The 25782-nt window shown below is 62.7% G+C and carries 31 protein-coding genes and 1 pseudogene; 5 read left to right on the top strand and 27 right to left on the bottom strand.

Features of this window, described 5'->3' with window-relative positions; all coding sequences use genetic code 11:
* Positions 1–9: 9 nt before the first annotated feature.
* Together MRBLMC3_RS06610 and darG are read left to right on the top strand one after the other, a co-directional pair.
* Positions 10–720, top strand: coding sequence for a DarT ssDNA thymidine ADP-ribosyltransferase family protein (locus MRBLMC3_RS06610; protein ID WP_363826900.1), 711 nt, complete (start codon positions 10–12; stop codon positions 718–720).
* Positions 720–1760, top strand: a complete 1041-nt coding sequence (darG, locus tag MRBLMC3_RS06605; RefSeq protein ID WP_422663743.1) for a type II toxin-antitoxin system antitoxin DNA ADP-ribosyl glycohydrolase DarG — start codon at positions 720–722, stop codon at positions 1758–1760. Before MRBLMC3_RS06610 ends, darG begins: the two co-directional genes overlap by 1 nt.
* Positions 1761–1762: 2 nt before the next feature.
* Here the strand turns inward: darG and MRBLMC3_RS06600 are convergent, their stop codons facing one another.
* The 16 genes and pseudogenes from MRBLMC3_RS06600 to MRBLMC3_RS06525 all read right to left on the bottom strand — a co-directional run bounded on the left by MRBLMC3_RS06600 (position 1763) and on the right by MRBLMC3_RS06525 (position 15111).
* Positions 1763–2773 carry a contractile injection system protein, VgrG/Pvc8 family gene (locus MRBLMC3_RS06600; RefSeq protein WP_363826894.1) on the bottom strand — a complete coding sequence of 337 codons (1011 nt, stop codon included), beginning with the start codon at positions 2771–2773 and terminating at the stop codon, positions 1763–1765.
* On the bottom strand, positions 2770–3174 hold the full coding sequence (locus tag MRBLMC3_RS06595; RefSeq protein ID WP_363826891.1) for a phage tail protein: 405 nt from the start codon (positions 3172–3174) through the stop codon (positions 2770–2772). Before MRBLMC3_RS06595 ends, MRBLMC3_RS06600 begins: the two co-directional genes overlap by 4 nt.
* Complete coding sequence (locus MRBLMC3_RS06590; protein ID WP_363826889.1) at positions 3174–5627, bottom strand: phage tail tape measure protein; 2454 nt, start codon at positions 5625–5627, stop codon at positions 3174–3176. The genes MRBLMC3_RS06595 and MRBLMC3_RS06590 overlap by 1 nt, the downstream gene beginning before the upstream one ends.
* Positions 5627–5764 (bottom strand): GpE family phage tail protein, encoded by a 138-nt coding sequence (locus tag MRBLMC3_RS06585; RefSeq protein WP_363826886.1) that lies wholly within the window; start codon positions 5762–5764, stop codon positions 5627–5629. The genes MRBLMC3_RS06590 and MRBLMC3_RS06585 overlap by 1 nt, the downstream gene beginning before the upstream one ends.
* Before the next feature lie 8 nt (positions 5765–5772).
* Positions 5773–6081 carry a phage tail assembly protein gene (locus MRBLMC3_RS06580; RefSeq protein ID WP_363826885.1) on the bottom strand — a complete coding sequence of 103 codons (309 nt, stop codon included), beginning with the start codon at positions 6079–6081 and terminating at the stop codon, positions 5773–5775.
* Positions 6082–6143: 62 nt separating this feature from the next.
* Positions 6144–6659 carry a phage major tail tube protein gene (locus MRBLMC3_RS06575; RefSeq protein WP_363826882.1) on the bottom strand — a complete coding sequence of 172 codons (516 nt, stop codon included), beginning with the start codon at positions 6657–6659 and terminating at the stop codon, positions 6144–6146.
* Between the two features lie 40 nt (positions 6660–6699).
* Positions 6700–7878, bottom strand: coding sequence for a phage tail sheath subtilisin-like domain-containing protein (locus MRBLMC3_RS06570; RefSeq protein WP_363827023.1), 1179 nt, complete (start codon positions 7876–7878; stop codon positions 6700–6702).
* A gap of 25 nt (positions 7879–7903) precedes the next feature.
* Entirely contained in the window at positions 7904–8254 is a 351-nt protein-coding gene (locus MRBLMC3_RS06565; protein ID WP_363826880.1) for a GPW/gp25 family protein, read from the bottom strand.
* A gap of 29 nt (positions 8255–8283) precedes the next feature.
* A pseudogene (locus MRBLMC3_RS06560) lies at positions 8284–8808 on the bottom strand (phage baseplate assembly protein V); the annotation flags it as partial.
* A 152-nt stretch (positions 8809–8960) separates the two neighbouring features.
* Positions 8961–9791 carry a hypothetical protein gene (locus MRBLMC3_RS06555; RefSeq protein ID WP_363826875.1) on the bottom strand — a complete coding sequence of 277 codons (831 nt, stop codon included), beginning with the start codon at positions 9789–9791 and terminating at the stop codon, positions 8961–8963.
* 199 nt (positions 9792–9990) lie between these two features.
* The gene (locus tag MRBLMC3_RS06550; protein ID WP_363826872.1) at positions 9991–10809 is read right to left on the bottom strand and encodes a DNA adenine methylase; all 819 of its coding nucleotides are present in this window, start codon (positions 10807–10809) and stop codon (positions 9991–9993) included.
* A 172-nt stretch (positions 10810–10981) separates the two neighbouring features.
* Entirely contained in the window at positions 10982–11239 is a 258-nt protein-coding gene (locus MRBLMC3_RS06545) for a hypothetical protein (protein ID WP_363826869.1), read from the bottom strand.
* A 12-nt stretch (positions 11240–11251) separates the two neighbouring features.
* On the bottom strand, positions 11252–11638 hold the full coding sequence (locus tag MRBLMC3_RS06540) for a tail fiber assembly protein (protein ID WP_363826866.1): 387 nt from the start codon (positions 11636–11638) through the stop codon (positions 11252–11254).
* A gap of 10 nt (positions 11639–11648) precedes the next feature.
* A complete protein-coding gene (locus MRBLMC3_RS06535) occupies positions 11649–13658 on the bottom strand; it encodes a gp53-like domain-containing protein (protein ID WP_363826863.1) in 2010 nt (669 codons plus the stop codon).
* An 11-nt stretch (positions 13659–13669) separates the two neighbouring features.
* Positions 13670–14221, bottom strand: a complete 552-nt coding sequence (locus tag MRBLMC3_RS06530; protein WP_363826859.1) for a phage tail protein I — start codon at positions 14219–14221, stop codon at positions 13670–13672.
* Complete coding sequence (locus MRBLMC3_RS06525) at positions 14218–15111, bottom strand: baseplate assembly protein (protein WP_363826856.1); 894 nt, start codon at positions 15109–15111, stop codon at positions 14218–14220. The genes MRBLMC3_RS06530 and MRBLMC3_RS06525 overlap by 4 nt, the downstream gene beginning before the upstream one ends.
* A gap of 135 nt (positions 15112–15246) precedes the next feature.
* Here MRBLMC3_RS06525 and MRBLMC3_RS06520 point away from each other — a divergent pair, with 135 nt between their 5' ends.
* Positions 15247–16092 carry a hypothetical protein gene (locus MRBLMC3_RS06520; protein WP_363826853.1) on the top strand — a complete coding sequence of 282 codons (846 nt, stop codon included), beginning with the start codon at positions 15247–15249 and terminating at the stop codon, positions 16090–16092.
* Here MRBLMC3_RS06520 and MRBLMC3_RS06515 read toward each other — a convergent pair.
* The 11 genes from MRBLMC3_RS06515 to MRBLMC3_RS06465 form a co-directional block, all read right to left on the bottom strand.
* Complete coding sequence (locus MRBLMC3_RS06515) at positions 16089–16775, bottom strand: phage virion morphogenesis protein (RefSeq protein ID WP_363826850.1); 687 nt, start codon at positions 16773–16775, stop codon at positions 16089–16091. The two genes, MRBLMC3_RS06520 and MRBLMC3_RS06515, sit on opposite strands and share 4 nt — an antisense overlap.
* Positions 16772–17287: a phage tail protein gene (locus tag MRBLMC3_RS06510; RefSeq protein WP_363826847.1), complete on the bottom strand. Its 516-nt coding sequence runs from the start codon at positions 17285–17287 to the stop codon at positions 16772–16774. The genes MRBLMC3_RS06515 and MRBLMC3_RS06510 overlap by 4 nt, the downstream gene beginning before the upstream one ends.
* Positions 17287–17544 (bottom strand): hypothetical protein, encoded by a 258-nt coding sequence (locus MRBLMC3_RS06505; RefSeq protein WP_363826844.1) that lies wholly within the window; start codon positions 17542–17544, stop codon positions 17287–17289. Before MRBLMC3_RS06505 ends, MRBLMC3_RS06510 begins: the two co-directional genes overlap by 1 nt.
* On the bottom strand, positions 17516–17995 hold the full coding sequence (locus MRBLMC3_RS06500; protein WP_363826841.1) for a hypothetical protein: 480 nt from the start codon (positions 17993–17995) through the stop codon (positions 17516–17518). Before MRBLMC3_RS06500 ends, MRBLMC3_RS06505 begins: the two co-directional genes overlap by 29 nt.
* Before the next feature lie 3 nt (positions 17996–17998).
* The gene (locus MRBLMC3_RS06495) at positions 17999–18481 is read right to left on the bottom strand and encodes an N-acetylmuramoyl-L-alanine amidase (protein WP_363826839.1); all 483 of its coding nucleotides are present in this window, start codon (positions 18479–18481) and stop codon (positions 17999–18001) included.
* A 5-nt stretch (positions 18482–18486) separates the two neighbouring features.
* On the bottom strand, positions 18487–18819 hold the full coding sequence (locus MRBLMC3_RS06490) for a hypothetical protein (protein ID WP_192669162.1): 333 nt from the start codon (positions 18817–18819) through the stop codon (positions 18487–18489).
* Positions 18820–18822: 3 nt separating this feature from the next.
* The gene (locus tag MRBLMC3_RS06485) at positions 18823–19068 is read right to left on the bottom strand and encodes a tail protein X (RefSeq protein WP_363826836.1); all 246 of its coding nucleotides are present in this window, start codon (positions 19066–19068) and stop codon (positions 18823–18825) included.
* On the bottom strand, positions 19068–19550 hold the full coding sequence (locus MRBLMC3_RS06480; protein ID WP_363826834.1) for a head completion/stabilization protein: 483 nt from the start codon (positions 19548–19550) through the stop codon (positions 19068–19070). The genes MRBLMC3_RS06485 and MRBLMC3_RS06480 overlap by 1 nt, the downstream gene beginning before the upstream one ends.
* 123 nt (positions 19551–19673) lie before the next feature.
* Positions 19674–20531 (bottom strand): phage terminase small subunit, encoded by an 858-nt coding sequence (gene gpM / locus MRBLMC3_RS06475; protein ID WP_363826831.1) that lies wholly within the window; start codon positions 20529–20531, stop codon positions 19674–19676.
* A 42-nt stretch (positions 20532–20573) separates the two neighbouring features.
* Positions 20574–21626 carry a phage major capsid protein, P2 family gene (locus MRBLMC3_RS06470; protein WP_363826828.1) on the bottom strand — a complete coding sequence of 351 codons (1053 nt, stop codon included), beginning with the start codon at positions 21624–21626 and terminating at the stop codon, positions 20574–20576.
* 36 nt (positions 21627–21662) lie between these two features.
* A complete protein-coding gene (locus MRBLMC3_RS06465) occupies positions 21663–22508 on the bottom strand; it encodes a GPO family capsid scaffolding protein (protein ID WP_363826826.1) in 846 nt (281 codons plus the stop codon).
* Between the two features lie 164 nt (positions 22509–22672).
* Between MRBLMC3_RS06465 and MRBLMC3_RS06460 the strand changes: the two genes are divergently transcribed.
* Together MRBLMC3_RS06460 and MRBLMC3_RS06455 are read left to right on the top strand one after the other, a co-directional pair.
* Positions 22673–24523, top strand: coding sequence for a terminase large subunit domain-containing protein (locus MRBLMC3_RS06460; protein ID WP_363826823.1), 1851 nt, complete (start codon positions 22673–22675; stop codon positions 24521–24523).
* Positions 24520–25566, top strand: coding sequence for a phage portal protein (locus tag MRBLMC3_RS06455; RefSeq protein ID WP_363826822.1), 1047 nt, complete (start codon positions 24520–24522; stop codon positions 25564–25566). Before MRBLMC3_RS06460 ends, MRBLMC3_RS06455 begins: the two co-directional genes overlap by 4 nt.
* The last annotated feature ends 216 nt before the right edge of the window (positions 25567–25782 follow it).

Here is a 25782-nt window from a genome sequence, read left to right as displayed (position 1 = left end):
GGTGAAAAAGTGCCAAGGTTCGTTTTTCGGCAGGTTCAATCGCAAGACCTAGCGCTGTTTTTGCGCGACGGAGAAATCAGGGCCAAGAACCATCCTACCCCGCAGCTTTGTCACCAGGCTTCTTTTCAAGAGATCGTCAACAGGCGCGGCATGAACGAGTTCGAAATCCCGATCGGCGGAGTGGTGAACGATTATGTTCCCTTTTACTTCTCACCGATCACGTCGTTCACCCACACCATCTATCGGGGCAATGTTCCGCTCCGCTCCCCTACTGGCGACCCCCTCGGCATGGCCCATGACAATGATCGAGCCTTCATCGTCTGTGGTGTCGACAGTTTCATTGGCAGCGGCTTGCAATATTGCTTCAGCAATTTTCCGCTGAACAGCATGGCACCGATACCCGTCGTCAAGATCGACCTCGCGGAGTTAGAAACGCACGTTCATTGGGATGTTTTTGACGAAGACCCGATGTGCGCGCTCATCCCAGAGATAGGCTATGGCGGCGTTTGCCGATATTTTTTGAATAAGGACTCGCCGCCAGAGCGGCAAAATCGCGCGCAAAAGCGGATGGCCGAATTTCTGGTGCGGGGTGCCGTTCCCCTATCGCATGTGGCCTGCATAATTGCTAAGTCTGTGGCCGTGAGAGATCAATTGCAGCAGGAGGTCGATGCGTCTAGGTGGCGCATCCCTGTCTATGCCAAGCCTGGGTGCTACTTCTGATGTCACTAACCTTCAAAAGCGGAGATATGTTCGCTGAGCCGGTGCAGGCATTGGTGAACACGGTCAATTGCGTCGGGGTCATGGGCAAGGGCGTAGCGCTGGAATTCAAGCAGCGGTGGCCTGAAAATTTCAAGGTTTACAAGCAGGCATGTGATAGCAAACGCTTGAAGCCAGGCACGATCTTGATCTTCGATACGCATCAGCTGTTTGCGACGGATGGGCCGCGATATCTTGTGAATTTCCCGACGAAGAAGCATTGGCGCGCTAAGTCAGAGCTTTCCTACATAGAGGACGGCCTTGAAGCGCTCGTTGATGAAATCCGGAAGTTCGGGATCACTTCGATCGCATTGCCGCCTCTAGGCTGCGGTAACGGCGGCCTAGATTGGGCCGACGTGCGGCCGCTGATCGTGGAGAAGATGGGCGAACTTGAAGATGTCGAAACCATCATATTCGCGCCCAAAGAAGAAGCTGATCTCCCTGAGTATTCCGACAAAGCGCATCTTTCGATGACCTATCCACGGGCCATGCTTTTGCGAAGTTTGGCAGAGTTGGAAAAGTTTTTTGATGGGGCGTTTGATAGAATATCACTTCAGAAGATCGTCTATTTTCTCCAAGCGCTTGGCGTAAACTTTGGCCTTAAGTTCGAAAGGAATCTATTCGGGCCGTATTCCGACGTATTGAAGAAGGCGTTGATCAGCTTTGAAAAGAGCGGAATGATCAGCGGTTTTCTAACAGAAGATCGTCGGGCACATGTAACACCATCTGGCGTTGCTGTTGCGGACGATTACTTGAAATATACTGCTGATGGCGCAGACGAACTTGTGGATCAGCTTAGTAAACTGGTCCAAGGGTATGAAAGTCCTTATGGGCTTGAATTGCTGTCGTCGGTTCATTGGCTGGCTCATCATGAGAAGCACTTCCCTGTTGAGCGTATCATCGAAGAGATGCGCGGATGGAATGAACGGAAGCGGAATACCTTCGAGGAAAATTCTATCAGGGCAGCTTACGCGCGTTTGGTGGAAGACGGCCTTCTGAACTGAAGTCAGGGTGCCGTCTCCATGCGCAGATCGGTGCCATAGCCGCCGCTATTATCGAGGCGATGCGTGACTTCCGCGATCAACCAGGTCGTCGCGTTGATTTCATCCTTGAAGCCCGATGCCTTCACCCGCGTTTCGGGGAAAGCGTCGGGCCGGCCCAGCGCCAATTTCATATCCAGCGTGGCCGGCGCCCGTTTCAGCCGATCCCGCTCCGCCACGGCGGCGCGCTTCGCGGACGCCTCGTCGGGATAGACCTTGCGCAGCTTCTTCGCGCCGTCTTCCTTGCCCACAGTGAAGGATTTCCGCTTTGCGCCCTTCTTGTCGTGCCAGCTTGCCGTCACGCCCTCCTGGCCGTCCCGCTTCTGCCGCGACCAGCTGTGGCCGTCGCCATCGCGGCGGCTGATGTCGAGCGTCGGCAAGGCTTTGCCGCTGGTGGTCGTGCCGGCGCCCTTGCGCGCGAAAATCAGATGCTTGTCCTTGATGGTGGCGACCGCGTCGTTTTCGCTGCCCAGGCGCTTCAGGAAGGCGATATCGCTTTCCCGGTTCTGCGTGACCGACGGCAGCGCGATCGACGCCAGGTCGGCCGCCACCTTCAGCGTGAGGCCATTCCGTCCCGCGACATCCTTCAGCACGGCACCCAGCGTCGTATTCTTCCAGCTCTGTTCCCGGCGGTTCCGGATCGCGCTAGTGAAGTCGGCGGCGCGGGCGCGTATCCTGATCTGATCGGGCGGGCCGCTATGGGTGACATCGTCCACCTTGAAACTGCCCTTGTCGACCAGGCCCACGGTGACGTCGCGGCCCTGTTTCCAGCCCAGCTGGACTTGCAAGGTTGCCCCTTCCTTCGGGATCGCCAGCATGCCGTCGCTATCGTCCAGCACGATATCCAGCTGGTCGGCTTCGTCGCCCCGCTTTTCCGACAGGCTCAGCGACACCAGGCGCGGACGCATCTTGTCGGTCAAGTCCTTGCCGTCCAGCGTCACCCGCCAATCGGGGATATTGATGATCCCGTCGGTCATTCGGCGGCCTGGGCGGTGGCGGGGTCATCCACCCGCCAAAGATCAATACCGAAGTCGATGCGCTGGGCGCGGCCATCGGCCATCAGCACGGCATGGCGCTCATCGATCGAGCGGATGATGAAATTGCCGAAGACGATGCCGGCGCCGCTGACCAGGGGCAAGGCTTCGCCGGCGTCGCCCATCTCTCGCAGGGTGTCGAGCGATACCGTGCCATCGGTGATTTCCGCATAGACCGAACCGGATAGGCTGACCGTTTCGTCGCCCACACCCAGGAACTGAGCGGCGTCGCGCGTCCCAACGCGGCTTGCCATCGCGAAACGCCAGTCCGTCTTCCGCTGGAGTTCGTCATAGGCCAGCGTCGAGATCTGAAAAAGGAACATGCCAAGGGCCATCAGGTGCATCAGTCGTCCCCAAAGCCACGCCCGCGCCGCTCGCGCTCGATCGCTTCGAGGGCCTTGCGAACCTCTTCGGCGATATCGGTGGCGGATGCGCCGGGGCCAGCGGTGATGTTGATATTGTAGGTCGCCGGCGCGGCGGCGGCGGCCGTCGCGGGGGAAGCCGCGGCGGATTGTGCCATCGCAGGGGAAGCGGCGGCCAGGACGGGCGCGACGGCGCCGGCGGCGAGCGCGCTGGTCATCTTGCCGGACAGCTGCGTGATACGGGAGAGCGGCCCGGACGTATTATTCGCCAGGCCCTGGTCCAGCCCTGCCATGACGAAGCCGCCCAGGCCTTCGAAGACGCGCGAGGGCGAATGGATGCCCAGCTTCGCCTTGAACCAATTGGCTACCGAACTGGCGGCGCCGACGACGGTAGATTTGAGCGCGCCGAGCATGCCAACGAAGCCGTTGATGAGGCCCTGGATCAAATTGCGGCCGATTTCGGTGAAATTCAGTGACCGCAGGAAGGCCAGCGCCGGTGCGAAGGCGCTGATCAGTAGGCCCAATGGCGTGAATTTCAGGAAGGCTGCGATCAGGAAATTGATCGCGCCGCCAACCATGGCCTTGATGTTTTCCCACAGGGCGGAGAACCAGGCCGTGATCGCGCCCCAATTGTCATAGATCAGATGGGCCGCAGCCGCGACGGCCGCCACGGCGGCAACGATCAGCAGCAACGGTCCCAGAGCGATGCCCAGCGGCGCGGCGGCGGCGGTCAGGGCTGCGAAGCCCAATGCTAGGCCGCCGAGCAGGATCAGCAGCGCCGCGCCAGCGCCCATGAAGATCATGATGCCTTTCGCGAGGACGGAATGTTCCTGCGCCCATCCGCGCATCGAACTGGCGACCGACTTCACATAGCCGGCCAGCTGGACGACGATGGGCAGCAACGCCTTGCCCATGGTGATGTTGAGGCCGGATAGGGCGTTGGTGGCGAGGCCCGTCGCACCTTCGGTCGTCGCGATGCGGTTCAGGAATTCGCCGTGCATCGATCCCGCGACGGCGTCGGCGTTGCCCACCAGTTCTAGGCGCCGCTTCAGCCCATCGAGGTTGGTCAGCATCGGCGCGATCGCCGCGACGCTTTCTGAACCGAACAGCTGGGTCAGGATGCCCGATTGCTTGTCCGCGTCCAGCTTGCCGATCCGCTCCATCACGTCGATAATCGTGCCGGCGGCGTCCGTCTGCATCCGTTTGCCGACGTCGGTGGCTTCAAGGCCCAGCTGCTTATAGGCGGCGATCTGCGATTTGGTGGCGGCGTTGCCCTTGGTCAGTGCCAGCATCGTGTTCTTGATGCCGGTGGCGGCGACCTCGCTGGGGACGCCGATGCTGTCCAGCGTCGATCCGAGGGCGGCGATCTGGGGCGCGGCGAGGCCGGCGACCTTCCCCAGCGGGCCGATGCGGGTGATGATGTCGGTGACGTTCGCCGCCTTACCGCCGAAGGTGTTGGTCAGGGCGTTGACGCGGTCGCCCAGGGCGACCACGCCGGCCTGGGGCAGTTCGAAGGCGGTGCGCCACTTCGCCATCGTCTCGCCGGCGATATCGGCGGTCATGTCGAAGGCCACGCCCATTTCGGCCGCGTCGTTGGTGAATTGCAACAGCTGCTCGCGCTGGTCGCGCATGGGCTTGCCGAATTTGTCCATGCCGACGCCGGCGGCGCCCGCAGCGGCGGCGATGGTGGCGAGTTCGTTCGCCGCCATGGGGATGCGTTCGCTCAGGTCGAGGAAGTCGGTGGACATGCGTTCGATCGCGGGCGCGGCCATGTTGGTGACCTTGGAGACGTCCGCCATCGCGCTTTCGAGGGACATGGCCTGTTTGGTCGCGGCGACGACCGGGACAGCGGCGGCGGTGCCGGCGGCGATCATGCCCAGGCCAACGCCCGTCGCCTTGCCGCTGATGTCGTTCAGCTTTTCTGAATTGCGCTTCGCCTGCTCGACCTTCTCCAGCTGGGCCGTCTGCTGGCGCAAGGCCTGGTTGGCATCATGGACGCGGTTCGCCAGCCTGCCTTCATGCCCAGCCAGGTCCGCGACGTCGATGCCGGCGGCCGACAGCTTGGCGGACAGCTGCTGAAGTTCGGTGCCGCCGGCGTCGAGCCGCGCCGCCAGCTGGGCGGTATGGCGTTCGGCCTTCTCGAATTCCATCCGCAGCTTCTTCGTCGGGCCTTCGGTCGCGGCGATCTGGTCGCGCAGGGCGGCGACGCGCTGCTGGGCCGCCTCATAGTTGCGGGTATCGTCCGCGAACCGGCTTTCCTTCACCTTGTAGTTGCTGACCTGCTTTTGCAGGGCGTTGAGGGATTTCAGCTGCTTTTGCGTTTCCGCCAGGTCGCGGCGCGCGGTGGCCGACGCGCCGGTGATCTGTTTCAGCGGCGCGGTAACGCGGTCCAGCCCTTCAAGGATGACCTGCAATCGAAGGTTCTTGTCAGCCATCAGCGCTTCTTGGTCTTCGGTGTTTCGGGGGGCTTGGAGCGTTTCGCGGCCTGATCGCGCCAGGCCATGAGTTCGGACAGATGCATGTCGTCCATGGATTGCGGCGGCCAATGAAAGATGACCGCCACATCCGCCATCGCGTCATCTACTGATCGAGGGCATCCATGCGCTGCGACTTCTGCAACAAAAAACCACCGATTTCCGCGCCGCATGCGAGCAGGTCCGCCGGGTCGAGATTGCTGGCTTCGGCTTCGGAAATGGGCGGGGTTGAAATGCGGGGCAGCAGCTTGGTCAGGGCATCGACCTTCAGCTGGCCCAGGTCGACCAGGGAGAGGCCGCGCAGTTCGCCCGACTTGGGCTTGCGCAGCTGGAGGGTGGCGATCGTCTGTTCGCCGCGCTCGATCGGCGTGTCGAGCGTGACGGTGCGGAACAGGGGTGCGTTGGTGTCGCTCATGAGAAATTCCCGGTGATGATGGGGAGAGAGGTTGCCCGACGCGACGCGCCGGGCAGTTGGGATCAGAACATGCCGAGGGAAGCGCGCTGCTGCGCCATCAGGTCGACGCCATTGACGATGAAGACGCCGTTCAGCGGATCATATTCGATCTCGGTGCGGCCATTCCAAACCAGCTTGAAATAGGCGAGCGTGGTCGTGACCTTGAATTCGCCGACCTCGCCCACTTCTTGGTCGCCCATGTCGACTTCGTTGTGGCGCCCGCGCACGATCACCTCGACCGTGTCGGTCGCGCCGGTGTCGTCCTTCTGGTGGAAGCCGACCCAGCGCAGATAGACGCCGTTGACCAGCAGGACGCCAAACTGGCGCAGGATGTCGCGCATGGGACCGCCGAAGGTGGAGGCCATTTCCAGCAAGCCGTCCATGCCCATGTCGATGCCGATGGCACCAGGCATGCCGCCGCCGCGCCATTCCTCGATCTTGCGGGTGAGCGGGGGCAAGGTCACGGTCTTGACCTCCCCCATGTAATTCTGGCCTTCGTTGAAAAGCATCATGTTCTTGAGGACGCTGGGCAGTCCCATGGCTTGCTCCTATGCAAATGAGGGGAGAGAGGCGGGCCGGTCAGCTGTTGCCGGTCAGCAGGCTCGCGAAGTCCGCGAAATAGCTGTCGGTAATGCGCTGGTTGAAACCGAGCTCTTCCAGCGGCGGCGGGACCGTAAAGTCATAGTCGATCCGCAGCTTGCCGGCCTTCAGGCTGGCGGTGCTGTTGCCGGCTTCGTCAAAGCGGGCATTGGCGCCCAGGATCACGCCTGCGGCCTTCAGCTGAAGGAAGAAGCCGTTGATCGTCTCTACAATGTCGCGGGCAAGCGCCGGCGTGATCGGCTTGTCGATCGCCCAGATCATACCGTTGACGACGGTGTCCGCGATCAGCTGGGCGACGCGGGTCGTGCTTTCGAAGACGAACTGGCTTTCCGCCGGCGCCGTGGTCCGGTTGCCCCAGAAGCGATAGCCGCTGTCGGTGCGGATCAGTGCCGTGATTTCCTTGGCATTCAGCTGGCCCGCCTCGCTGCTCGCGTCCTCGATATCCCAATAGATGTCCTTGGTCAGACCGACGACGCCCTGGACCTCGTAATTGGATAGGGTTTTGTGCGGCCCCACTTCCTCATCGATCCGGGCGCGGAGGCCCATAGCGCGCGCAGCGGCAAAGCTGGCGATGTTGGCGGCCGATGCGGTATCGAATGCCAGGAAGTCGGGATAGAGCAGCATCAGTTCGCGCGCGCTGAAATTGGCGCGGAACAGGATCGCGTCGGCCGTTGTCTCGCCGACAAGGCGGGCATAGGCAAAGCCGCGCAGTTTCTGGGCGATGACGACCAAGGCAGCAATGACCGCCTGGGTTTCCAGGCCGGGCGCGCCGACAATCTTCGGCTTCACGCCCAGCTGCGCCTGCGCGGCCAGCAACGCCTGCATGCCGGTCTTCTGCCCATCGGCATCAGTAGCGCCGATAACATTGGCGGCGGTGCCGGCAGCGTCAGTGCCTTCCTCGACGCGGACGATTATGACGACGGGGCGGGCCTGGTCCGCAATAGCGCGCAGGGCAACGGCAAGGGTGCCATCGACCCCCGCCTTGCCGATCGCAGTTTCGATATCGGTGATGCGGACGGCGCGGTTCAGCGGGAAGGTGTCGGCGTCGGCATCAGCAGCCGTCGCGACCAGGCCGATGATGGCGGTGGAAACAGCGGTCAGGGTACGGGCGCCCTCGCTGATTTCGGTAAGCGTGATCCCATGTTTGAAGGCCATGATCGGCTCCTTGGTTGGAAAGAGGGGGCTAGACGGAAAGGGGAATGGAGAGGCGGACGAGGGCGTTGGAGACGCCGGCGTCGGTGCGGGTCGCATCGATCGTGATGGTGGCGGAGCCTGGGCGAGCGCCCGTGACCAGGCCGACGCGGCGCAGGCGGATGCGGTTTTCCCAACGCGAGAGCGCGACAGCGGTCGCAGCGTAAAGGCGCAGGATGTTCGCCTGCGTCATGGGCTGGTCGATCAGTTCAGGCAGCAGCGAGCCATATTCACGGCGACCGACGCGCGATCCCATCGGCGTGCCCAGGATGTCGGCCACCGATTGCCTGATATGGTCGAGGCCGTCGAGAACCGCCCCGCTGATGCGCGCCATGCCAGCCATCAGACGGGCGCTCCCGTCTGCGCTCCGCCGGCCTGGACGCCACTATGCTTGTGGCTCTTGAGGCTCTTGCCGCCGCCCAGGACGTCGTCAGACGCATCCACGGTGCCCGCGACATTGACGTTGCCGTTGATCGTCACATCGCCGTTGATGGTGGCGCCGCCGGGTGCGTCGATCGTCGCGGTCCCACCATCCGGCAGGGTAACGGCCAGCGCATGCGCGGCCTGGTCATAGGCGATGACCGCGCCGTCTGCGAATTCCAGATGGACGATGTCCGGATTGGTGGACGGCGGCGGGCAGGCGTCGGAATAGAGGCCCAGCACGACAAAGGCGCTTGCCATGTCGCCTTCGGGGGAGAGGATGACGCACTGTTCCCCGACAGTCGGGGGCGACCAGCTGCGGACACCGCCGGCGCGTTGGGCGATCCATGGCAGATCGCCGGTCGTGATGTCGCCCGTTTCGACGGTGCAGGTCGCGTTGGCATGGTCGACCGATGCGATGGTGCCTAGCTGGATGACCTGCCCGGTCAGCTGTTCATGATCTTGAGATTGCGCCATGGGCGGACCATGGCGTGCAGCTTCCTGTGTTTCGCTGGCCTGCATTTGTAGAGGCGGCCTCTACAAATGCAGGCGATTGCTGATATCTGCTGCCGAACAGCCCAGACATTGAACGGCAGAGCGGGGTAGAAATGATCACTTCGTAGTAATGCTCACCTATCTCGATCTCGCAGCCGAGTTGGTTCAACAGGCAAGGTGATACTTACTGTTTTGGCGACTTCCTCTCCCGCAAATGGCTCGGCACTTTGAAGGCAATCAGCCAAGTAACTGATAAACCGTCCTATCGACGTGCTGTCAGCAATGGCAGCCGCGATGCCTGCTAATTCTAGGTATACGGTGTTTATCCTTTCAGCGTGCCCACTATCGTCAACGCGCGTCACGCTAAGACCCTGCCATGCATGGTCGAGTACCCAATGTGCTGGTCTGTCCCGGTTTGGGCTGACATGAGCAGCCTTCTTGTTCGCGATATAGGAAATGACCTCCGCGCGCTTAACCTTCGTTCCGGTGATGACAAACGCCAGAGTTTTGAGAAAGTCATTGAGGCTCAATTGCACGTCTTCGTGAAAAGAATAATCCACATCTTGCCGCTGTATGGTGGTAGTCGATCCTAAAAGACTACCCATCGACGGAATATATGCCTCACCCCAAGGACAATTTCCACAATTTACGATGACCAATGGATTTGGATCATCGTAATTCATGACGCGTGCATTGACAGTGAATTGTTCGCGCCATTCGACGATATTCGCGGCTTTGTTCAAGTCTCCATCTAGGAGTAATCGCCGTAAAGGGGTGCTGATCGATCTCAAGACGGGAGGGTTATCTAATTCATGCTCGCGCACTAATCCTCGTATGAAAATCAAATCCTCAACGGTTATGATTAGATGCTCCATGTCAGATGGCGGCAGAACCTTGCCTAATGTAGTGAGTTTATAGTCGAGTTGGCGGAGTGGAGAGGTAGGTGGTCGCTTGTCTCGTGCCATCAAATGTCTCCAATATCCTGATTTTCACCAAGCACCTTTTTTAGAAGGCGCACTTTTAAGTTGCTAGGCGCAATCATCCAATGCCTTTGCCGAGCAAGATGACGTTAGACGCACTAAATCAGTCGGCACCTGCAATCGGGACGATTTCATTTCGGCGGCGCTGAGTGCAGCCAGTAGGCGAATGCGGGAGCCGTTGCGGTTAGCAATCATTCGCGGGCAGCGGGAAATTGCTGATCAGAACTTCCCCTGCCTTGGTGGGCTTGCCGCCGACACTGTAGGTCGTGTCGATCGCGGCGATCGAGAAGGCGGCGAAGGTTTCGCGCACCCCTTCATTGTCATTGAGCGACATCAGGAACCGGCCCTTGATCCCAGCCAGCTGCTCGGCCAGCGCGGCGAAATCAGCGCGGCTGAAAACGCCGGGGCCATAGTCGCGTTCGCAGGCCCAATAGGGCGGGTCGAGATAGAACAGCGCCCCTGCCCGGTCATAACGACGGATGAAATCCGAATAGGGCAGGCGCTCGATGACTACCGATTGCAGCCGATCATGGACGTCGGCCAGCATCGGCTCGATCTTGCCGACGTCGAACCGCGCCGGTGCGGACGCATCCACCCCGAAGCCCCTGCCCGCCACCTTGCCGCCGAAGGCGAGGCGCTGGACGTAGAGAAAGCGAACCGCCCGCTGGAGATCCGTAAGGCGGTCAGGATCCTGCCCCAGCAGCCGCTCAAATTCGGCGCGGCTCGCCACGCGGAACCGCAGCATGTCGACCAGATAGGGATAATGCTCCGCAAGGCAGCGGAACAGCGTCACGACGTCGCCGGAAATATCGTTGATCGCTTCGGCGCGCGGGCGACGCGTGCGGCGCAGGAAGATGCCGCCCATGCCCACGAAGGGTTCGGCATAGCTGCTGTGCGGGATGCTATCGATGATGGCGCATATCCGCCGGGAAAGGTTGCGTTTTCCGCCGATATATCCGGCGACGGGAGAAACCGGGCGAACGGGAACAAAAGGGGTAGACATGTAGGAAATCCTGCAAGATGTCCCGACGCGGCTAGGCCACGGAGGGAACTCAAAAACGGGCGGGCGCGCCGCCCTGAGAGTGCGAGTGCAGGCTCGCGGTTTGGAGATGTGGGGACATCCCAAGCCCCCTCCGCAAAGGGGGAGCGGCGGCGTTTATAGCCGCCGCCGGTCTTTATTCGGCTGTCGATTCGACAGCGGGCATTTCCGGGTCCGGCGGCGGCACGGAGATGACGCCAAGGCCGATCTTTTGCGCGACGCCAAGCGCCACTTCTGCAACGCGCTCCTTGGTAGCGGCCCGATCATAGCTGCCGTCGTCCTTCAGGACGGCATTGACCCGCCGTTCGTGCTTGATTTCGCCGCTGGCGAAGGTGACAGGCACCGAGCGCGTTTCCGCCTCGAAGGCCCCGATTTTGGTCGTCAGTTCGGTCATAATGATCCTCGATCAGTTGGAGGGGGTGGAAGGCCACTCGATGGCGGACAGGTCCGCCACGGTTTCGGGAAGGTCACGCAGGGCTTGCCGGTAAACCCGCCATTCCTCGCGCGCCGAAGCGGTCAGCGGGCTATCGGGCATCTGCGTGAAGTCGGACTCATTCAGCAAACGGTCGCGCCTGGTGCGCATCTGGCGCAGCAATTCGGAAGCCCCTGGCGGTGGAAGGGGCACTGCCATCGGATCGCCATTGCTGTCCGGCACTATGATCGAACCGCTAGAGGCGGCAGCGATCAGGTCACGATGGACCTCGACCGCGACGGGCCGTGCATCTTCGGGGATGCTGACATGGACCTCATCGTCGAGAAATCCACCAGCGGATGCGCTGTAAAAGAGGGGCACGATACTCTCCTTATTTGCCGACAGCCATCCACCAGGCAGTGGCCTGTGGAGCGGCATTCCAAAAACTGGCGCTATTTTGGTTCGCTGCGTAGGGAAGAGGGCCATTCGCTTGCGCGTTCCCGTTGCCCAGTTCCGTTGCCACGCCCGAATGGATGTGGAAGCAGGCCGTGGGGAACTGGATCGGGAAGTTCACCGATCCATAGGAGTCAGGGTTGCAGGTGACAGTTCCCCACTGCAAAATCAGGCCATTGGGCAGGCGGCAATAGCCGGAGGCTTCAAGATTGCCAGTCGGCAGCAGGGCGGATGCGTGATAGCCGTCGACGGTGTCGGCATTACCCGCCGAATTGGCATAATTGACGCTGAAATTTGCGGGATTCCAGACATAGTAGGCGTTGCCGTCGTTGCTGCCCCACAGCCATTGCGGCTGGCCGCCCTGACCGGACCAGTTGAAAGGCTTGTTCAGCAGGTTGTTCCAGTCGCGGATGCTATCGCGATGCCAGCCGTCGACAAGGTCGGCGTCCAGTCCAGACCCTGAGCCATCATTGCCGCTGTGCCAGATTACGTTCCGCGTCGCGCCGAGACTCCAGCCCCCGTAGGCCAAGACATTGTCCGTATCGATGCCCAGATAGGCTGCGAAGGAGCCGGGACGGTGAAAGGTCATCATCGCCGCGCCGACGCCGTTGCCCCTTATCTCGACTTCACCGAGACCGCCCGCTGCATTGGCCATGCCGGACGATCCAGTCGCTTTCGCATCCAGATAGACGCGGCCGGTGAACGTATCGCCCGCGCGATTGGCCGGGCTGTATCCGAGGCGACCGACGATATTGGTGTAATAGCCGCTATCCTGTCCGTCGAGCAGGTCGGCATCGAGACCGGAACCCGCGCCATCATTGGACGCGCGCCAGACATCGGCGATGTGCGTGTCGAAAACGAAGTTCCCCTGATCGCTGACGTCCACGGTCGCTTTGAGGCGCGTGCCGCTCCATCCGATCTTGACGGTGTTCACCATCTGCCCGACGCCACCGCCTTGCTGGACAGGGGTAAAGCCGAGACGCTGCGGGATATTCGTGTAAAAGCTCCCGTCCTGCCCATCGAGCAGATCGGCGTCGAGGCCCGAACCCGCGCCATCATTGTTCGGGCCCCAAAAGACGCCCTGCCCCTGCGATGACGCCATGCCAGCAGGGGTCAGCATCAACCCACTGACGAACGAAGAACCGAAATTGTCCGTCGTATATTGAAGGTGAAAATTGCCGCCACTTCCCGCAAGATTGGTCCCGATGGCCCGCCACTTGTAGTTGCCGGTACCCGAAAAATGCAGTTCCTGACTGCCGGTTTTGGAGATCGCCACGTTGCCGGTGAAGGTGTCGCCCGCCCGATTTGCGGGCGTGTAGCCGAGACGCTGCGGGATGTTGGAATAATAGCTGCCGTCCTGCCCGTCGAGCAGATCGGCGTCGAGGCCGCTGCCGGAACCGTCCTGCGCGAGCAGCCAACCCAGGATTGCGGCTTTGGCGGCAATAGGCGTGAGGGCGCGCAGGGCATCGATACCGGCCTGCGCCTCCGCGACGGTCGCCAGTTCCACAACGCCCTGCCGTTCCGTCGTGGCGGGCGGGTTGAGGAAATTGGTGTCGCCGAAGGTTAGCATGGCGGCAGCGACGTCCGCGAACTGCACGTCGATCGCGAGCAGCATGATGGCCTGCGCCGACTTCTCCAAGATAACGTCCGCCTGCCCGTAAATGGCAAACAGGGTGCCATCGGCCAGATAGAGGGCGAAGCTGCGGACGGTGAAAAGGTCGGCGCTTTCGTCGCGGACGATCAGGTGGATGGTGTCGTCCGCCACGACATCGCCGGAGATCGTGGCCACGCGTTTATATTCACCGGGCAGGGCCGTGATGCCCACGCCGGGAACGACGGCGGTTGCGGTCAGGCCGACCTGCGCGATGGTGACTGGCGCGGTGCCGGTGTTGGCGGCATTTACCAGCGCGGCACGGCCGGCATTGGTGACGATAGCGGTAAGGGCCATGATTCCTCCGGTCAGGCCGCCGGCGCCGTGCAGGACAGGCGGGCATAGATGGTCGGGCGCACCGCAGCGACAAGGCCGACGCTGGCCTTGGCGGTGATGCCCTGGGTGAAGGTGAAGTGGCTGCGCACCGGCTTGGCGCGGCCGACTTCGGCGATGACCTGATCGACAAAGGCCGCCGATGCCGGTGCGCCATTCTGGTCAAGGTTGAGGACCAGGCTGAAGGTGTGCGGATCGGCCTTCGGCACCATCTGCCACCATTCGCGGATCGCAACCGATCCCCCGAAACTCTGCACGACAGCGCGAACGGATGCGGCGGTGCCCTTCTGTCGCGCGATCGGAATCGCCTTGCGCACGCGCTCGCGCTTGATGGCGTCGGCCCAATCGGACGACCAGTTGTCGAGGGACAGGCCCCAGGCGAGCCAGGGCAGCAGTCCGATGGGGCAGGTGCCGGGCGACCAGACGTCGCGGATCGGCGTCGGGATATCGAGCAGGCCGGCGGCGACCTGTTCCACGGCCTTTTCCAGCGCGGTAGAGCCGGGGGGCAGCAGCGACGGATAAGTCATTCGGCCGTCCCCGCGTAATTGACCGTCGTGCCGGTGCAGTAGGGTGCCTGGGTCCGCGAAATGACGATGTCGGCCGCCGGCGACGTCAGGACGACATTCTGGACGCCCTCGACATGCAGGGCAGCAAAGAGAGCCGATCGGGTGATGTCGCGGCCCAGGCGGTGGCTGGACTCGACATAGGCATCAAGGCTTGCCTGCGCGGCTGCCAGCACAACGCCGCCATCTGGACCGCTGAAGGTCGTCAGCGTGGCGACGACTGCATAGTTCACGATTTCAGCGGACTGAACGGTGACGAAGTCGGTCAACGGGCGGCGCGTTTCGTCCGACACATAGGCGGCGATCGTCGCGATCAGTTCCGGGGAAGCGGCACCGGAGCCGGTGCGGGATAGGATCGAAACCAGGACTTCGCCGGGGTCGGGGCTGGTCGCGCTGGCATCCAGCACGTCGCCATCGGCGGACAGCGCGTGAAAGATATAGGCGCCTTCCGGTCCCGCGACCGAATAGCCTTCGGGCGCCAGCACCATGCGCCGGCGGAAATCGGCGTCGCTTTCCATCACCGCCGGGATGCCCAGCACGATATCCGCCGGCGTGATCGTCAGGCGGGTGATGCCGAACAGCGCGCCGATATTGTCGAGGTCGGCACCTACGGCATAAGCGGGCATGACGGCGCGGGCGGCATCGTTGACGCGCTGGCGCACCAGCTGGACGATGTAGGAAACGACCTGCAACAGCTTCGTGACCGGATCGCTGTCGCGGTTTTCGAAGTCGGGCATGAGTTCGAGCATGCGCGCGACGGCGTCGGCCTGGATCGTTTCGAAATCCAAAGCCTCGATAATGTCCGGCGCGGGAAGGCGCGACAGATCAACGGCGGTATAGGTTGCATCGGCCATGGCGCCCATGTCGGGCGGGGGTCATGGGCCGCGCTACCGCCTGCATTTGTAGAGGCCGCCTCTACAAATGCGATTTAGCTCACTATCTATCCGATCATTGATGCGCCGATATGGCGCAAATGCGTGGGAGGAAGAATGTCGCCAGGCTTGGATTTGCAACCGACTTCAGATGCGCCATCACTTGATGGCTTGTCGCGCGCCGAACGTGTCCAGGTGATGGTCGACTGGTTTCACGAAAATTTTGAAGACCCCGCGATGGAAACCCCCTTCGAGTCGGCCGAGGGTGGCTATCAATATATCTGGGGTGGCCCTTATGACGCGATGGACGAACTTTACACCGAGTTCCCCGATGCCGCCGAAGATGAAATCGCCGAGGCGGCTGACGAAGTCCAATCGGAAGGTCTATTTGATTGGGCGCCACACCGAGGCCGCATTCGGCCAGATGAATTCGAATATGACAGCGTCGGAAATGCTTATGTCCAACAGGACTACGCTGATCCCGGCTATTTTGCAGAGGATGCACCGCGCGCAACTATCGAAGATCGGCTTGCTGCTTTGGGCGGCCAGTTGGATCGGATCGAGCAGCATGTTGAATATTGGCGCAGCCGTCCAGCGGGAATGGGGCACAATGGCGCTCCCGACGAATTTAGAATTGCGCCAGATGACCAAGACCTAGTTGAAGCAGAGCATAGCATTGCGGAAATCAGGGGAGAATTAGCCAAAACCGCCCCCGCTGAAACAGCCGATGCGGAAGTCATCGCGCGAGCAGAAAGTAGGTTTCAGAAACTAGCGGCGAAAATCCGTCACCTTGCAGTTAAGGCCGGGATCAACGTCGCATCCGCTCTGGCTAAGGGCGCGTTGACAGCAGTCGGAGGAATGGTAGCGGCACATTACTCCCCCGAAATCAGCGAATTCCTTAAGCATCTTGAGGAAGCCGCCGGCCATCTCAACGCATGGGTGCAGCACTTGCAAATGCTCTAGGCCACATTGATATGCGTGTATAGCACGTCCAGTAACCGTTCCCGGTCCGCCGGCGTCGCACCCAGCAATTCGCGCTGGGGATAGCGAACGGCCTTCGCGCGTAGCGATGGCTTGTCGCGCAGGCCGTATTGGTGGACGCCGGCGATCTGCGACACCTTGCCGGAAAAGCCGATCCAGAAGCCCTGGTCATCCGTGCCGGTCTTCATGAACCGCGAACTGGCGAGGCGGCGGAACATGGCCTTTCGCCGCAGGCCGCCGCGCCGGCGCAGCTTGCCGCCGCCGGCGTTGCGATATTCTTCCGGCACCGGGAGCCATTGAACGACCTTGCCGAATTCGAAGGATCGGATCGCGCCGGCCTCGATATCGAAGCCGGTCATCATCTGGCCCCCGCCCCCAGATGACCCGCCCCAGGTGAAACTTTTCATGATGACGCGGCGCGGCGGCCCGCCCCCGCCGGCGGGATAAAGGAAACAGGCCGCGCCCCGACCCGACACCGGCGGTTCCTTCTTCTTGCGCGCTTCAAAGGCCGATCCGTCGGGCTGTCGCTGGGCGGCGATGCGCTCGCGCTGGCTGATCGCCAGTTCGCGGGCCATGCGGCGCATCAGGACGCGGCGCCGGCCCGACGACAGGCCGCGCAGCAGGCTTCCCGCGATCCGTTCGATTTCGGCCAGGTCGTCGCTCATGCTGCCGGCGGCACCGCCGGGGTCAGCACGGCGTCGGGATCGGCGGTTTCCACCATCAGTTCGATGTTACCGAAGCCCTGGAGGAAGGAAGCCGTCACGCCGGCAAACTGGTCGTAAATCGGTTCTTCGGGGTGCGAGACGTCATAGCCGCTGCCATCGGCGCGGGGGATGACCAGGACGGTTTCGGTCAGGTCGATCGACAGCACAACGTCCGACAGATCGCCATCGAGCAGTTCGGCTTCGAAGGAAAAGGGCTGGCTGTCGGTGCGGGCGAGCAGCTGGGGCTGTTCCTTTTCGATCCATGCCAGCACCGGCACCATCAAGCGGTCGCTGTCGCCGGCGAAATCGGTGAAGAGGGCCTTCAGCGTGTAGCCATAGACGAAGGACAGCGTCGCGGACTTGCGCGTCATGATATTGCCGCCCTCGACATAGATCTGAAGACGGTCGGCATGGGTTGCCAGTTCGGGCAGGAACGCGGTCAGCCAGCGCCGCAGGCTATCGGCCTTGCGCATCAGCCGGCATCCTCACAGGCGCCGGGGCTATGCCAGCGCACCAGGCGCACCAGCTGGTCGCGCGTGGCGGCGAGCGCCGTGGCGATGCGGACGATGGCGGAGCGGACAGCGGGCGGGATTTCCGCTTGTGCGTCGGCGGCGAAGCCAGCGGGCGCGGCGGGGCAGGTCAGTAGGTCCGCCGGCGGCGTGTCCCTGACCTCGATCGCGACGACGGGCGGAGCGGGCCGGTCAACTACCTGGTGCGCGCAGCCCTGCAACGCGATTGACGCTATCGAACCAATCAGGCCCAACGCGATTATCCGGGGCAATCTGGGCATCGGCTTTCTCCATCTGCGCGGCGGCATCGGTGCGGCGAGCGGCTTGGGTTTTGGCAAGGGCGGTGTCGGCGGCCGATTTCGTGGCCTGGCGCTGAACCGCCCTCGCAAGGATGGTGTTGGTCGCGGCCTGCGATTGGCGCTCATAGGCGACCAGGTCGACAATGCGCTGGGCGCAGGCATCGACCTTCTTGCCGGCGCCGGGGAATTGGGCGCCGGCGGAGAGACAGACCTTTTCCGCCCAGGCCTGAAGCTGATCGCGATCCTTGCGCGCGGTGGCGCCCCAGGCATAGAGCGCCGCCGCCGCGCCCGCGATGGCGATCAGCAGGACGGTTTCGCGGGAGCCGGTCAGCAGCCCCCATGCGGTTTTTGCAATCGCGATCAGCTTGGTCATGGATCAGCCTCCAGCAAGCCAGCCCGCGACTTCGGGCTGGACGTCGAAACAGGGGCATTGCTTGGTCCATTCGAACGGATCGACCCTGCCATTGCCATTCTTGTCGGGCGACAGGTCGCGGTGGCCGAGGATGCGCGAGGGCGGCACTTTATGCCGGCCAGCGACATCGCGAACCAGCGCGGCCAGGGCGGCTTTCTGCGCCGGGGTGCGGGTGTCCTGCGGCTTGCCAGCGGCGTCGAGGCCGCCGACATAGACGATGCCGACCGAGTTGCCGTTATAGCCGGCGGCATTGGCGCCGACCTCGTCTTCGCGACGGCCCTTATGCACGGTGCCATCAGCATAGATGACATAATGATAGCCGCAGGGGCGCGACGCGCCGGCGCCGAAGCCGCGCGCCTTGTGGTCGCGGTCGATATCCTCGACCGTATAGGCGCGGCCGACGCGGGTCGCGGTGCAATGGATGTTGATGCGGTTGATGATGCGCATGGGTCTTAGGGCCTCTTTTTGGTGAAGCGGTCAGCCAGATCGGCGGGGATGCGGGCGAGCGCGTCGGACGTCGCGCCGATCAGGCGGGGGGTGGCGTCGAAGGCGATCAGGGCGATGCCGAAGCCGATCGACTGAGCGATGAATTCATTCCAGCCGGTGAATTCGATGATGGCCTGGGTCGCGTAGAAGCTGACCGTGGAACCGACGATCCACTGGACGAAGCGCTGGCGCCAGGACAGGCCCGGTTTCCAGACCTGGGCAACGCCCGATCCGATCAGCGAGGGTGCCAGCGAGCCGATGAAATCAGGGGCCGATTGAAGAAGGGTGCGCAGGTCCATGGATCAGTCCCAGAGTTGAATGAGGGGCCGCACGCGGGTCGCGCTGGCTTCTGTGGCGGCGGTCGCCGGCACGATGACGACCGTGCCGAGGGGAAGGATGGAGCCGAGGTCGGCCAGGCCGGGATTGGCGTCGAGAACGCGGGTCAGTTCGTTCGGGCCAAGGCCCGCGTCGCGGAACAGCAGCTGGTCCAGCTTGTCGCCCTGGCGGGCCACGAGTTTTCGGGAATTTGGGCGCAGCGTGGCGGCCATCAGATCAGCCAGACGCCGGTTCGCGACTTGCCCAGCATGTCGCGGATCGCGTGGATCGCATCGCGGCGCAGTTCATCGATCGACGGGGAGAGTTCGTCGGCCTGGTTGCCGCCGGCGGAGGTCGTATCGAAATCGCGGTGGCGCTCGATCAGTTCGGCCTTGGCGAACAGGGCGATGGCGCGCTGGTAGCGGATCAGCTGCACGCTCTGGCCGTCCAGCTGGTCCGCCGGGACGTCCGCCAGCTTCGTATAGCCGCCGGCATGACAATCCGCGGCGAATTGGCGCAGGTCGATTTCGGCCGACATGATGCCGCCCAGGATCGCGGCGCGCAGGCGGGCGGGCGTGATGCTGGTCGGGATGCGCGCGACGTCCCGCACCGACGCCGGATCGACGTCGGGAAAGAAGCCATCATTCACGACGACCGCTTCCGGCGCCGGCGGCTGCTCGATTTCCGATGCGGGTGGGCGGGAGATGAAACTCATGCGTCTACGTCCGATTTCCGGCCCGCCGGCATACGGGGGTGGGGATCGGGGCAGAGGGCGGCCCTATGGTTCGAAAACCTCCCGCCTCGCGCGATCCGCCCCCGAGCGCCGGGGGCGAGCCTGTCAGGCGGCCTGCTGGCCGCCCTGTTCGTTGTTCTGGTCGGGGATGGGCGGGAGCGCCTTCAGCAGCTTCTCCGCCCGCTTGACGCGATCGAGCACGCCGACGCGGTTCCACAGGCGATGGGCTTCCTTCAGGGTCGCCAGCGCCGTTTCGAGCGGCGCGCGGCTTTCCTTGGCGTCCATGTCCTCCGCCGCGCCAAGCTGCTCGACGCCGATGGCCTTCAGCAGCTTGGCGCGGACCTCATTGTGCATGTCGATGCCGTCGACCAGGTCCGCGACGCGGGCGAGGATATCGGCCGGGAAAGTTTCGCCCAGCGCCTGGACGCTCTGGGCGGCGGCCGTGATTTCATCGACTACGACGGTCGCCACGTCGCGCTTGTAGCGGGACGGCATGGCGACCTTATGCTTGAGCAGGAAAGGCACCAGGTCGAGCGCGGCGGCGAAATCGCCGGTGTCGATCAGCCAGACCATGCAGGTCGGCACGACTTCGCCAATCAGGCCGTCGCCCGCGCCGGCGTCGGCCGCCACGATGGCGTCGATCCACGCCTGATATTCGGGCAGCATCCGGCGCTTTGCCGCCACCTTGGCATCGACGCCCTTGATTTCCTTCAGGTCGCGCAGGTCATGGGTCAGGCGCAGCACGATCTGGGCGGTGATGCGGTCTTCGGCCGACGTCGCTGTTTCGGGCGCGGTGACGATCGCCGTCGCAGCGACCTGCTCGCGGTGGATCATCGCCGGGGTGCGATCAATGATCGCGGGAGCGGGTTGCCCGCCCCCATCGGAGGAGACAACGGGTTTCGGGTCAACGCTCTGGGCGGCGAGAGCGGCCATGCGTTCCCGATGGGCACGTGCTGGTGTCATGATGTCGTTCCTGCTCGATGGTGGCGGGCGGGAGCCGAAGGATTAAACCTTCGGCCCAAGCTGGATGTTTTCGAGCAGGGCGGCCTTGCCATACTCTTCGACCATGAAAGCGTCGTTGATGCTTTCGAAATTATCGATCTGATCCAGCGACGGATTGTCCTGGATGGCGCGACGGGCCGTGCCGATCTGCCAGTAATAGGACAGATTCTTGAAGCTGGTGACGAGGATGCTGCCCGCCGGGAAGAAGGGCACCTGGACGGTGGGCTTCCCGCCCAGCTGGCGGCTCGACAGGAGGACGTCGCGCGCGACCTGTTCGGTCGCCTTGTCGCCGGCCTCCGAGACGATCTTGAAATATTTCTCATGGACCAGGTCGCTGCCGACCATGACGACCAGGTCGGTCGCGGTGCGATAGCGTTCGTGGATCAGGTTCTGGATCGCGTCGAAGACCAGGGCGTCGAGATTGACATAATCCGCCGTTCCGGTTTCGGAGACGTAGATTTTCAGGGCGTCCTTGGTGCCATGCGCCATGACGCGCGCCGGCGCATAGGTGCGGATTTTGTGCAGCCAGCCATAGTTGACGTCCTGCAACAGCGGGAACAGCTCGCGGTCGGTCTCCACCGCCGCGTCCACGCCGTTGAAGCCGATGCACATGACGTCTTCGGCCTTCTGCGCCAGCACGGCGTCGCGCATCAGCTGCTGGAATTCCGGCTGATGCGACCAGGCATCGAGCAGTTCATACGACCAGGCATAGTCATAGTCGGTCTTCTTGCAGAGATACTGGTCGATCTGGTCGGAGCCGGTGACGTCCTGGGGGCTGCGCTTGTGGCCAAGGGAGCGATTGGTTCGGCTCGCCAGCGAGCGGTTGACGCCAACGCCGACGCGGCCGCCCTGCTGGTTGACGACAGGCACGACGTTGACGCGCGACATGAAGTCGCTGACCTCGCGCAGCTTGGCCTGGAGCTTCTGTTCGATGACCGGCGAGACGTTGAATTCGGCCAGCTGGCCGGGGGTCGCCGTGAGGCCGGCGGGGAGCCCGTTCAGCTTCGCCACCTGGGCGACGAAGGCATGAAGGAGCAGACGGGTAGAGGTCAGCATATCGGGTATCTCCGAGGGAGGGCGCGGAAGGGAGGATCAGCAGTCGGTCAGATAGGCGCTGTTGCCGCCGCCGCCCGAAGCGGGCTGACGCGAAAAGCCCTGCTGCTGCGTGCTTTCCAGCTTGGCAGTGAGTTCCGCGACGGCGGTGTTGGCGGCGTTCGCGGCGTCCAGTGCAGGCTTGACGGCGGCGGCGACCTGCTCGCCCAGGGCGGCGCTGAAGGCAGCGACGTCGAACCCATTGTCGTTGGCGGGCTTGGGCTTGGCTTCGTCCTTCGGCTTTTCCGTTTCCGTGCGACTGAACATGGTGGCGAGGCTGGCGAAGCCGGCCTTGATGGCATCGGCCACACTGCCATTGTCGGCGCCCTCCGGCTCCATGACGATCGTCGTCTCGATCGAGGCGGAGAAAAGATTGTCGGGATGCAGCTTGCGGGCGTCGAACATCGGCTTCAGCCCAGAGAAGGACAGTGCTTCGGTGCCGAGCGAAGCGGGATTGTCCGTGACTGCCAGGCCGACCAGGCCGACCTTGCCGGTGCCGGCGAAATCGGGGCTGATTTCGACCGACGTGAAGATTTTCTGGCCGGCCTTGTTGATCGTCAGCAGCTGGTCGTTCGGCTCGACCTGCGCATAGAGGGCGCGGCAACGGACCTTCTGCCCGTCGATTTCCAGTTCGTCGGTCTGGGCTTTGACCGCCGTCACGCTGCCATAGGCGTTGAAGGGCGGTTCAGGGCTGAAGCCCTTGATATGCTCGCAATTGATGCGCGGCGTGTAGGTGGCGGCGTTGAAGGTGGCGACGATATCGTCAATCCATGCGGCCTCGATCTTGCGGCCATCGCTGGCGGTGAAGCCTTCGACGAAGACGCGGAAGAATTTGCTCTTTGCCATGGTCGGTTCCGGTTCCTTGGTTGCGTGGCGGCGCGATCGTGCGTTTGACCGGTGCAGAAAGGGCGCTGAGCGGGCCGATCCTCAACCCTGCGCATTTGTAGAGGCCGCCTCTACAAATGGACGGGCATGATCAGTGGGTTAGCGGCGCGGCATGGTCCGCCGCGATGACCACGAATTCCCCTCAACCCGGCGCGCCGTCTGCCTTCTGGCAGTTCGATCCAGAGCGGCATGCGCGCAGCCTGTATTGGCGTGGGTGGGGCGTGACGCAGATCGCGGAGGAATTCGCGCTGCATGGCATCGTCCACAAGGGCAAGCCGATCCCGCGCGCCACGGTGGAAAGCTGGAAACAGCGCCAGCGCTGGGATGATGCACCGTCGATCCGCAAGATAGAAGACTGCCTCGAAATCCGGCTGATGACGCTGATTTCGAAGGAGAAGAAGACCCCCGGCGACCTGGTCGAAATGGATGCCCTGACCCGCCAGCTGGAAGCGCTGGCGCGGGTCCGCCGCTATGAGGCACCGGGCGGCCATGAGGGCGATCTGAACGCCAAGGTCGGCAACCGCAATGCGGGGCCGCGCAAGAAGCCGAAGAAGAACCATTTTACCGCCGACCAGGCAGCTGAACTCAAGCGCATCTTCCTCGACGGCCTCTATGATTATCAGCATCGCTGGTGGCAGGCGAAGGACCAGCGCACCCGCATGATCCTGAAGTCGCGCCAGATCGGCGCGACCTATTACTTTGCCTTCGAAGCGCTGATCGACGCGATCGAGACGGGCCGGAACCAGATATTCCTATCGGCATCGAAGGCCCAGGCGCACCAGTTCCGATCCTACATCGTCAGTTTCGCGAAGCTGGTCGGCGTGGCGCTGACCGGCGATCCGATGCTGATCACGTCGGACCTGCGCCCAGCGGAGGAAGCGGCGGCCGAACTGCACTTCCTGGGGACCAATTTCCGCACCGCCCAGGGCCGGCACGGCAATTTCTATTTTGACGAATTCTTCTGGGTCCATTCGTTCGAGGAATTGAACAAGGTCGCTTCGGGCATGGCGACCCATAAGAAGTGGCGGAAAACCTATTTTTCGACGCCGTCCAGCGTCGCGCATCCGGCGCATCCCTATTGGACCGGCGACAGGCGCAACCGCCGACGCAAGAAGTCCGAGCAGATCAAGATCGACGTCAGCCATGCCGCTCTGGCGCTGGGCAGCGTCGGGCCGGATCGCATCTGGCGGAACATCGTCAACGTCCGCGACGCGCAGGCGGGCGGCTGCGACCTCTTCGATATCGAGGAGCTGGAAGACGAATATGCGCCCGACGAATTCGCCAACCTGTTCATGTGCGATTTCGTGGACGACAGCCAGTCGGCCTTCAAATTCAATGACCTGATCCGCTGCGGCTGCGATAGCCTGGTCGACTGGACCGACTTCAACCCGGAAAGCGCGCGCCCGTTCGGCAACCGCCCTGTCTGGGCCGGCTATGATCCGCAGGAGAGCGAGGACGGCGACAATGCCGCCCTGGTCATCGCGGCGCCGCCGGCGGCCGAGGGCGGGACGTTCCGCATCCTGGAGCGGCACCAGCTGCGCGGCCTCGATTTCGAGCAGCAGGCCGAATTCATCAAGGCGATGCTGAAGCGCTACAATTGCACCTATCTGGGCATCGACGCGCGGGGCGTCGGCGCCGGCGTCTATCAGATCATGGCGAAGCCTGGCGCGCTGCCTGGCGGTGTCGTTGCCAAGATCGAATATTCGCTGGAACTGAAACAGCACATGATCATGAAGGCGCAGAATGTCGTGCGCCGTGGCCGCATCGCATTCGACGCCGGCATGCTCGACATCGTGTCCGCGTTCGTCTCGATCAAGAAGACCCTGACGACCAGCGGGCGCAACATCACCTTCAAGGCGGGGCGCGGCGGCCAGGATGGCCACGCCGATCTTGCCTGGGCGACCATGCACATCCTCATGAACGAACCGCTGGACGGCAAGGAAGCGCCGACGGCCACATTGGAGATATTCGAATGACGAAGCGCGCGCGCCGCATGAACCATAGGGAAGTGGCCGAGGCGTCGAAGGGCTCGATCGTCGCGACCAATGACAACAGCCCGACGATCGACGCCTTCACCTTTGGGGAGCCGGAGCCGGTCAACCGAGCGACCCTGCTCGATCTGCTGGAATGCTGGCACAATGGACGCTGGTATGAGCCGCCGATTTCGCTGCAAGGGCTGTCGCGGACGCTTCGGGCATCGCCGCATCATAGCAGCGCCATCATGCTGAAAAAAAACATGCTGGCGGCCAGCTTCGTGCCGACGCCGTTCCTGTCGCGCCGGGATTTCCGCGCGCTGGTGCAGGACTATCTTGTCCTGGGCAACGCCTATGTGCAGGAAATCCCGAACCGCCTGGGTCGCACGATGCGCCTCGACCATTGCCTGGCGAAATATACGCGGCGCGGGATCGAGGAAGGTCGCTTCTTCTGGGTGCCTGGCGACAAGCCGGAAACCGAGTTCGCGCCGGGGACCGTCCACCAGCTGATGAGCGAGGACGTCAATCAGGAGATCTATGGCGTCCCCGAATATGTGCCGGCGATCCAGTCGGCGCTGCTGAACGAAAACGCCACGCTGTTCCGCCGCCGCTATTACGAGAATGGGAGCCATGCCGGCTACATCCTCTATCTGATGGGGCAATTTGCCGATGGCGACGTGAACGGCATGCGCGAGGCTTTGCAGCGGTCGAAGGGACCGGGCAATTTCCGCAATCTGCTGCTGCATGCCCCCGCCGGCAAAGAGAACGGCGTCAAGTTGCTACCGATCGCGGAAGCCGGCGCGAAGGACGAATTTCTGGGGATCAAGAACACGACGCGCGACGACATCCTGGCCGCGCACCGCGTCCCGCCCCAGCTGCTGGGCATCGTGCCCGCGAACGCCGGCGGCTTTGGCGACGTGACGAAGGCGACCGACGCCTTCTTTGAACTGGAAATCCAGCCCTTGCAGTCGGTCTTCCTGGAATTGAACGACATGATCGGCGTCGAGGCGGTGCGATTTGGAGCGCGGAGCCAATCTACGATGTGACTTCCCGCTAACGAAGCCGTTCATAGATGAAGGTGCCTGCCGCGAGTGCCATCAAAAAACCGATCAGAGCAGCTTCGATCCTGTAAGGCCAGGGACTGGATGGTCGTTCCAGATCGGCGCGGCGGTCTCTCCATCGATAACGCATGCCTGTCGCCCTAATCGTAACCAAAACTCACCGCTAGACGAATCTGAGTATTTTTTCTTTTAACCAAAATT

Source organism: Sphingobium sp. LMC3-1-1.1 (assembly GCF_040676285.1).
Classification (GTDB): domain Bacteria; phylum Pseudomonadota; class Alphaproteobacteria; order Sphingomonadales; family Sphingomonadaceae; genus Sphingobium.
The sequence above is the reverse complement of the archived record's forward strand: the minus strand, read 5'-3'. Positions and strand labels throughout refer to the sequence as shown.

Excerpts from the sequence above, each read along its gene's own strand:
- MRBLMC3_RS06495 (WP_363826839.1), bottom strand. The coding sequence starts at position 18,481 with ATGCGCATCATCAACCGCATCAACATCCATTGCACCGCGACCCGCGTC.
- MRBLMC3_RS06465 (WP_363826826.1), bottom strand. The coding sequence starts at position 22,508 with ATGGCAAAGAGCAAATTCTTCCGCGTCTTCGTCGAAGGCTTCACCGCC.
- MRBLMC3_RS06580 (WP_363826885.1), bottom strand. The coding sequence starts at position 6,081 with ATGAGCGACACCAACGCACCCCTGTTCCGCACCGTCACGCTCGACACG.
- MRBLMC3_RS06530 (WP_363826859.1), bottom strand. The coding sequence starts at position 14,221 with ATGACTTATCCGTCGCTGCTGCCCCCCGGCTCTACCGCGCTGGAAAAG.
- MRBLMC3_RS06535 (WP_363826863.1), bottom strand. The coding sequence starts at position 13,658 with ATGGCCCTTACCGCTATCGTCACCAATGCCGGCCGTGCCGCGCTGGTA.
- MRBLMC3_RS06590 (WP_363826889.1), bottom strand. The coding sequence starts at position 5,627 with ATGGCTGACAAGAACCTTCGATTGCAGGTCATCCTTGAAGGGCTGGAC.
- MRBLMC3_RS06600 (WP_363826894.1), bottom strand. The coding sequence starts at position 2,773 with ATGACCGACGGGATCATCAATATCCCCGATTGGCGGGTGACGCTGGAC.
- MRBLMC3_RS06525 (WP_363826856.1), bottom strand. The coding sequence starts at position 15,111 with ATGGCCGATGCAACCTATACCGCCGTTGATCTGTCGCGCCTTCCCGCG.
- MRBLMC3_RS06490 (WP_192669162.1), bottom strand. The coding sequence starts at position 18,819 with ATGGACCTGCGCACCCTTCTTCAATCGGCCCCTGATTTCATCGGCTCG.
- MRBLMC3_RS06470 (WP_363826828.1), bottom strand. The coding sequence starts at position 21,626 with ATGCTGACCTCTACCCGTCTGCTCCTTCATGCCTTCGTCGCCCAGGTG.
- MRBLMC3_RS06480 (WP_363826834.1), bottom strand. The coding sequence starts at position 19,550 with ATGAGTTTCATCTCCCGCCCACCCGCATCGGAAATCGAGCAGCCGCCG.
- MRBLMC3_RS06585 (WP_363826886.1), bottom strand. The coding sequence starts at position 5,764 with ATGGCGGATGTGGCGGTCATCTTTCATTGGCCGCCGCAATCCATGGAC.
- MRBLMC3_RS06550 (WP_363826872.1), bottom strand. The coding sequence starts at position 10,809 with ATGTCTACCCCTTTTGTTCCCGTTCGCCCGGTTTCTCCCGTCGCCGGA.
- MRBLMC3_RS06510 (WP_363826847.1), bottom strand. The coding sequence starts at position 17,287 with ATGCGCAAGGCCGATAGCCTGCGGCGCTGGCTGACCGCGTTCCTGCCC.
- MRBLMC3_RS06575 (WP_363826882.1), bottom strand. The coding sequence starts at position 6,659 with ATGGGACTGCCCAGCGTCCTCAAGAACATGATGCTTTTCAACGAAGGC.
- MRBLMC3_RS06565 (WP_363826880.1), bottom strand. The coding sequence starts at position 8,254 with ATGGCTGGCATGGCGCGCATCAGCGGGGCGGTTCTCGACGGCCTCGAC.
- MRBLMC3_RS06500 (WP_363826841.1), bottom strand. The coding sequence starts at position 17,995 with ATGACCAAGCTGATCGCGATTGCAAAAACCGCATGGGGGCTGCTGACC.
- gpM (WP_363826831.1), bottom strand. The coding sequence starts at position 20,531 with ATGACACCAGCACGTGCCCATCGGGAACGCATGGCCGCTCTCGCCGCC.
- MRBLMC3_RS06485 (WP_363826836.1), bottom strand. The coding sequence starts at position 19,068 with ATGGCCGCCACGCTGCGCCCAAATTCCCGAAAACTCGTGGCCCGCCAG.
- MRBLMC3_RS06555 (WP_363826875.1), bottom strand. The coding sequence starts at position 9,791 with ATGGCACGAGACAAGCGACCACCTACCTCTCCACTCCGCCAACTCGAC.
- MRBLMC3_RS06455 (WP_363826822.1), top strand. The coding sequence starts at position 24,520 with ATGACGAAGCGCGCGCGCCGCATGAACCATAGGGAAGTGGCCGAGGCG.
- MRBLMC3_RS06520 (WP_363826853.1), top strand. The coding sequence starts at position 15,247 with ATGTCGCCAGGCTTGGATTTGCAACCGACTTCAGATGCGCCATCACTT.
- MRBLMC3_RS06595 (WP_363826891.1), bottom strand. The coding sequence starts at position 3,174 with ATGCACCTGATGGCCCTTGGCATGTTCCTTTTTCAGATCTCGACGCTG.
- MRBLMC3_RS06545 (WP_363826869.1), bottom strand. The coding sequence starts at position 11,239 with ATGACCGAACTGACGACCAAAATCGGGGCCTTCGAGGCGGAAACGCGC.
- MRBLMC3_RS06515 (WP_363826850.1), bottom strand. The coding sequence starts at position 16,775 with ATGAGCGACGACCTGGCCGAAATCGAACGGATCGCGGGAAGCCTGCTG.
- darG (WP_422663743.1), top strand. The coding sequence starts at position 720 with ATGTCACTAACCTTCAAAAGCGGAGATATGTTCGCTGAGCCGGTGCAG.
- MRBLMC3_RS06460 (WP_363826823.1), top strand. The coding sequence starts at position 22,673 with ATGACCACGAATTCCCCTCAACCCGGCGCGCCGTCTGCCTTCTGGCAG.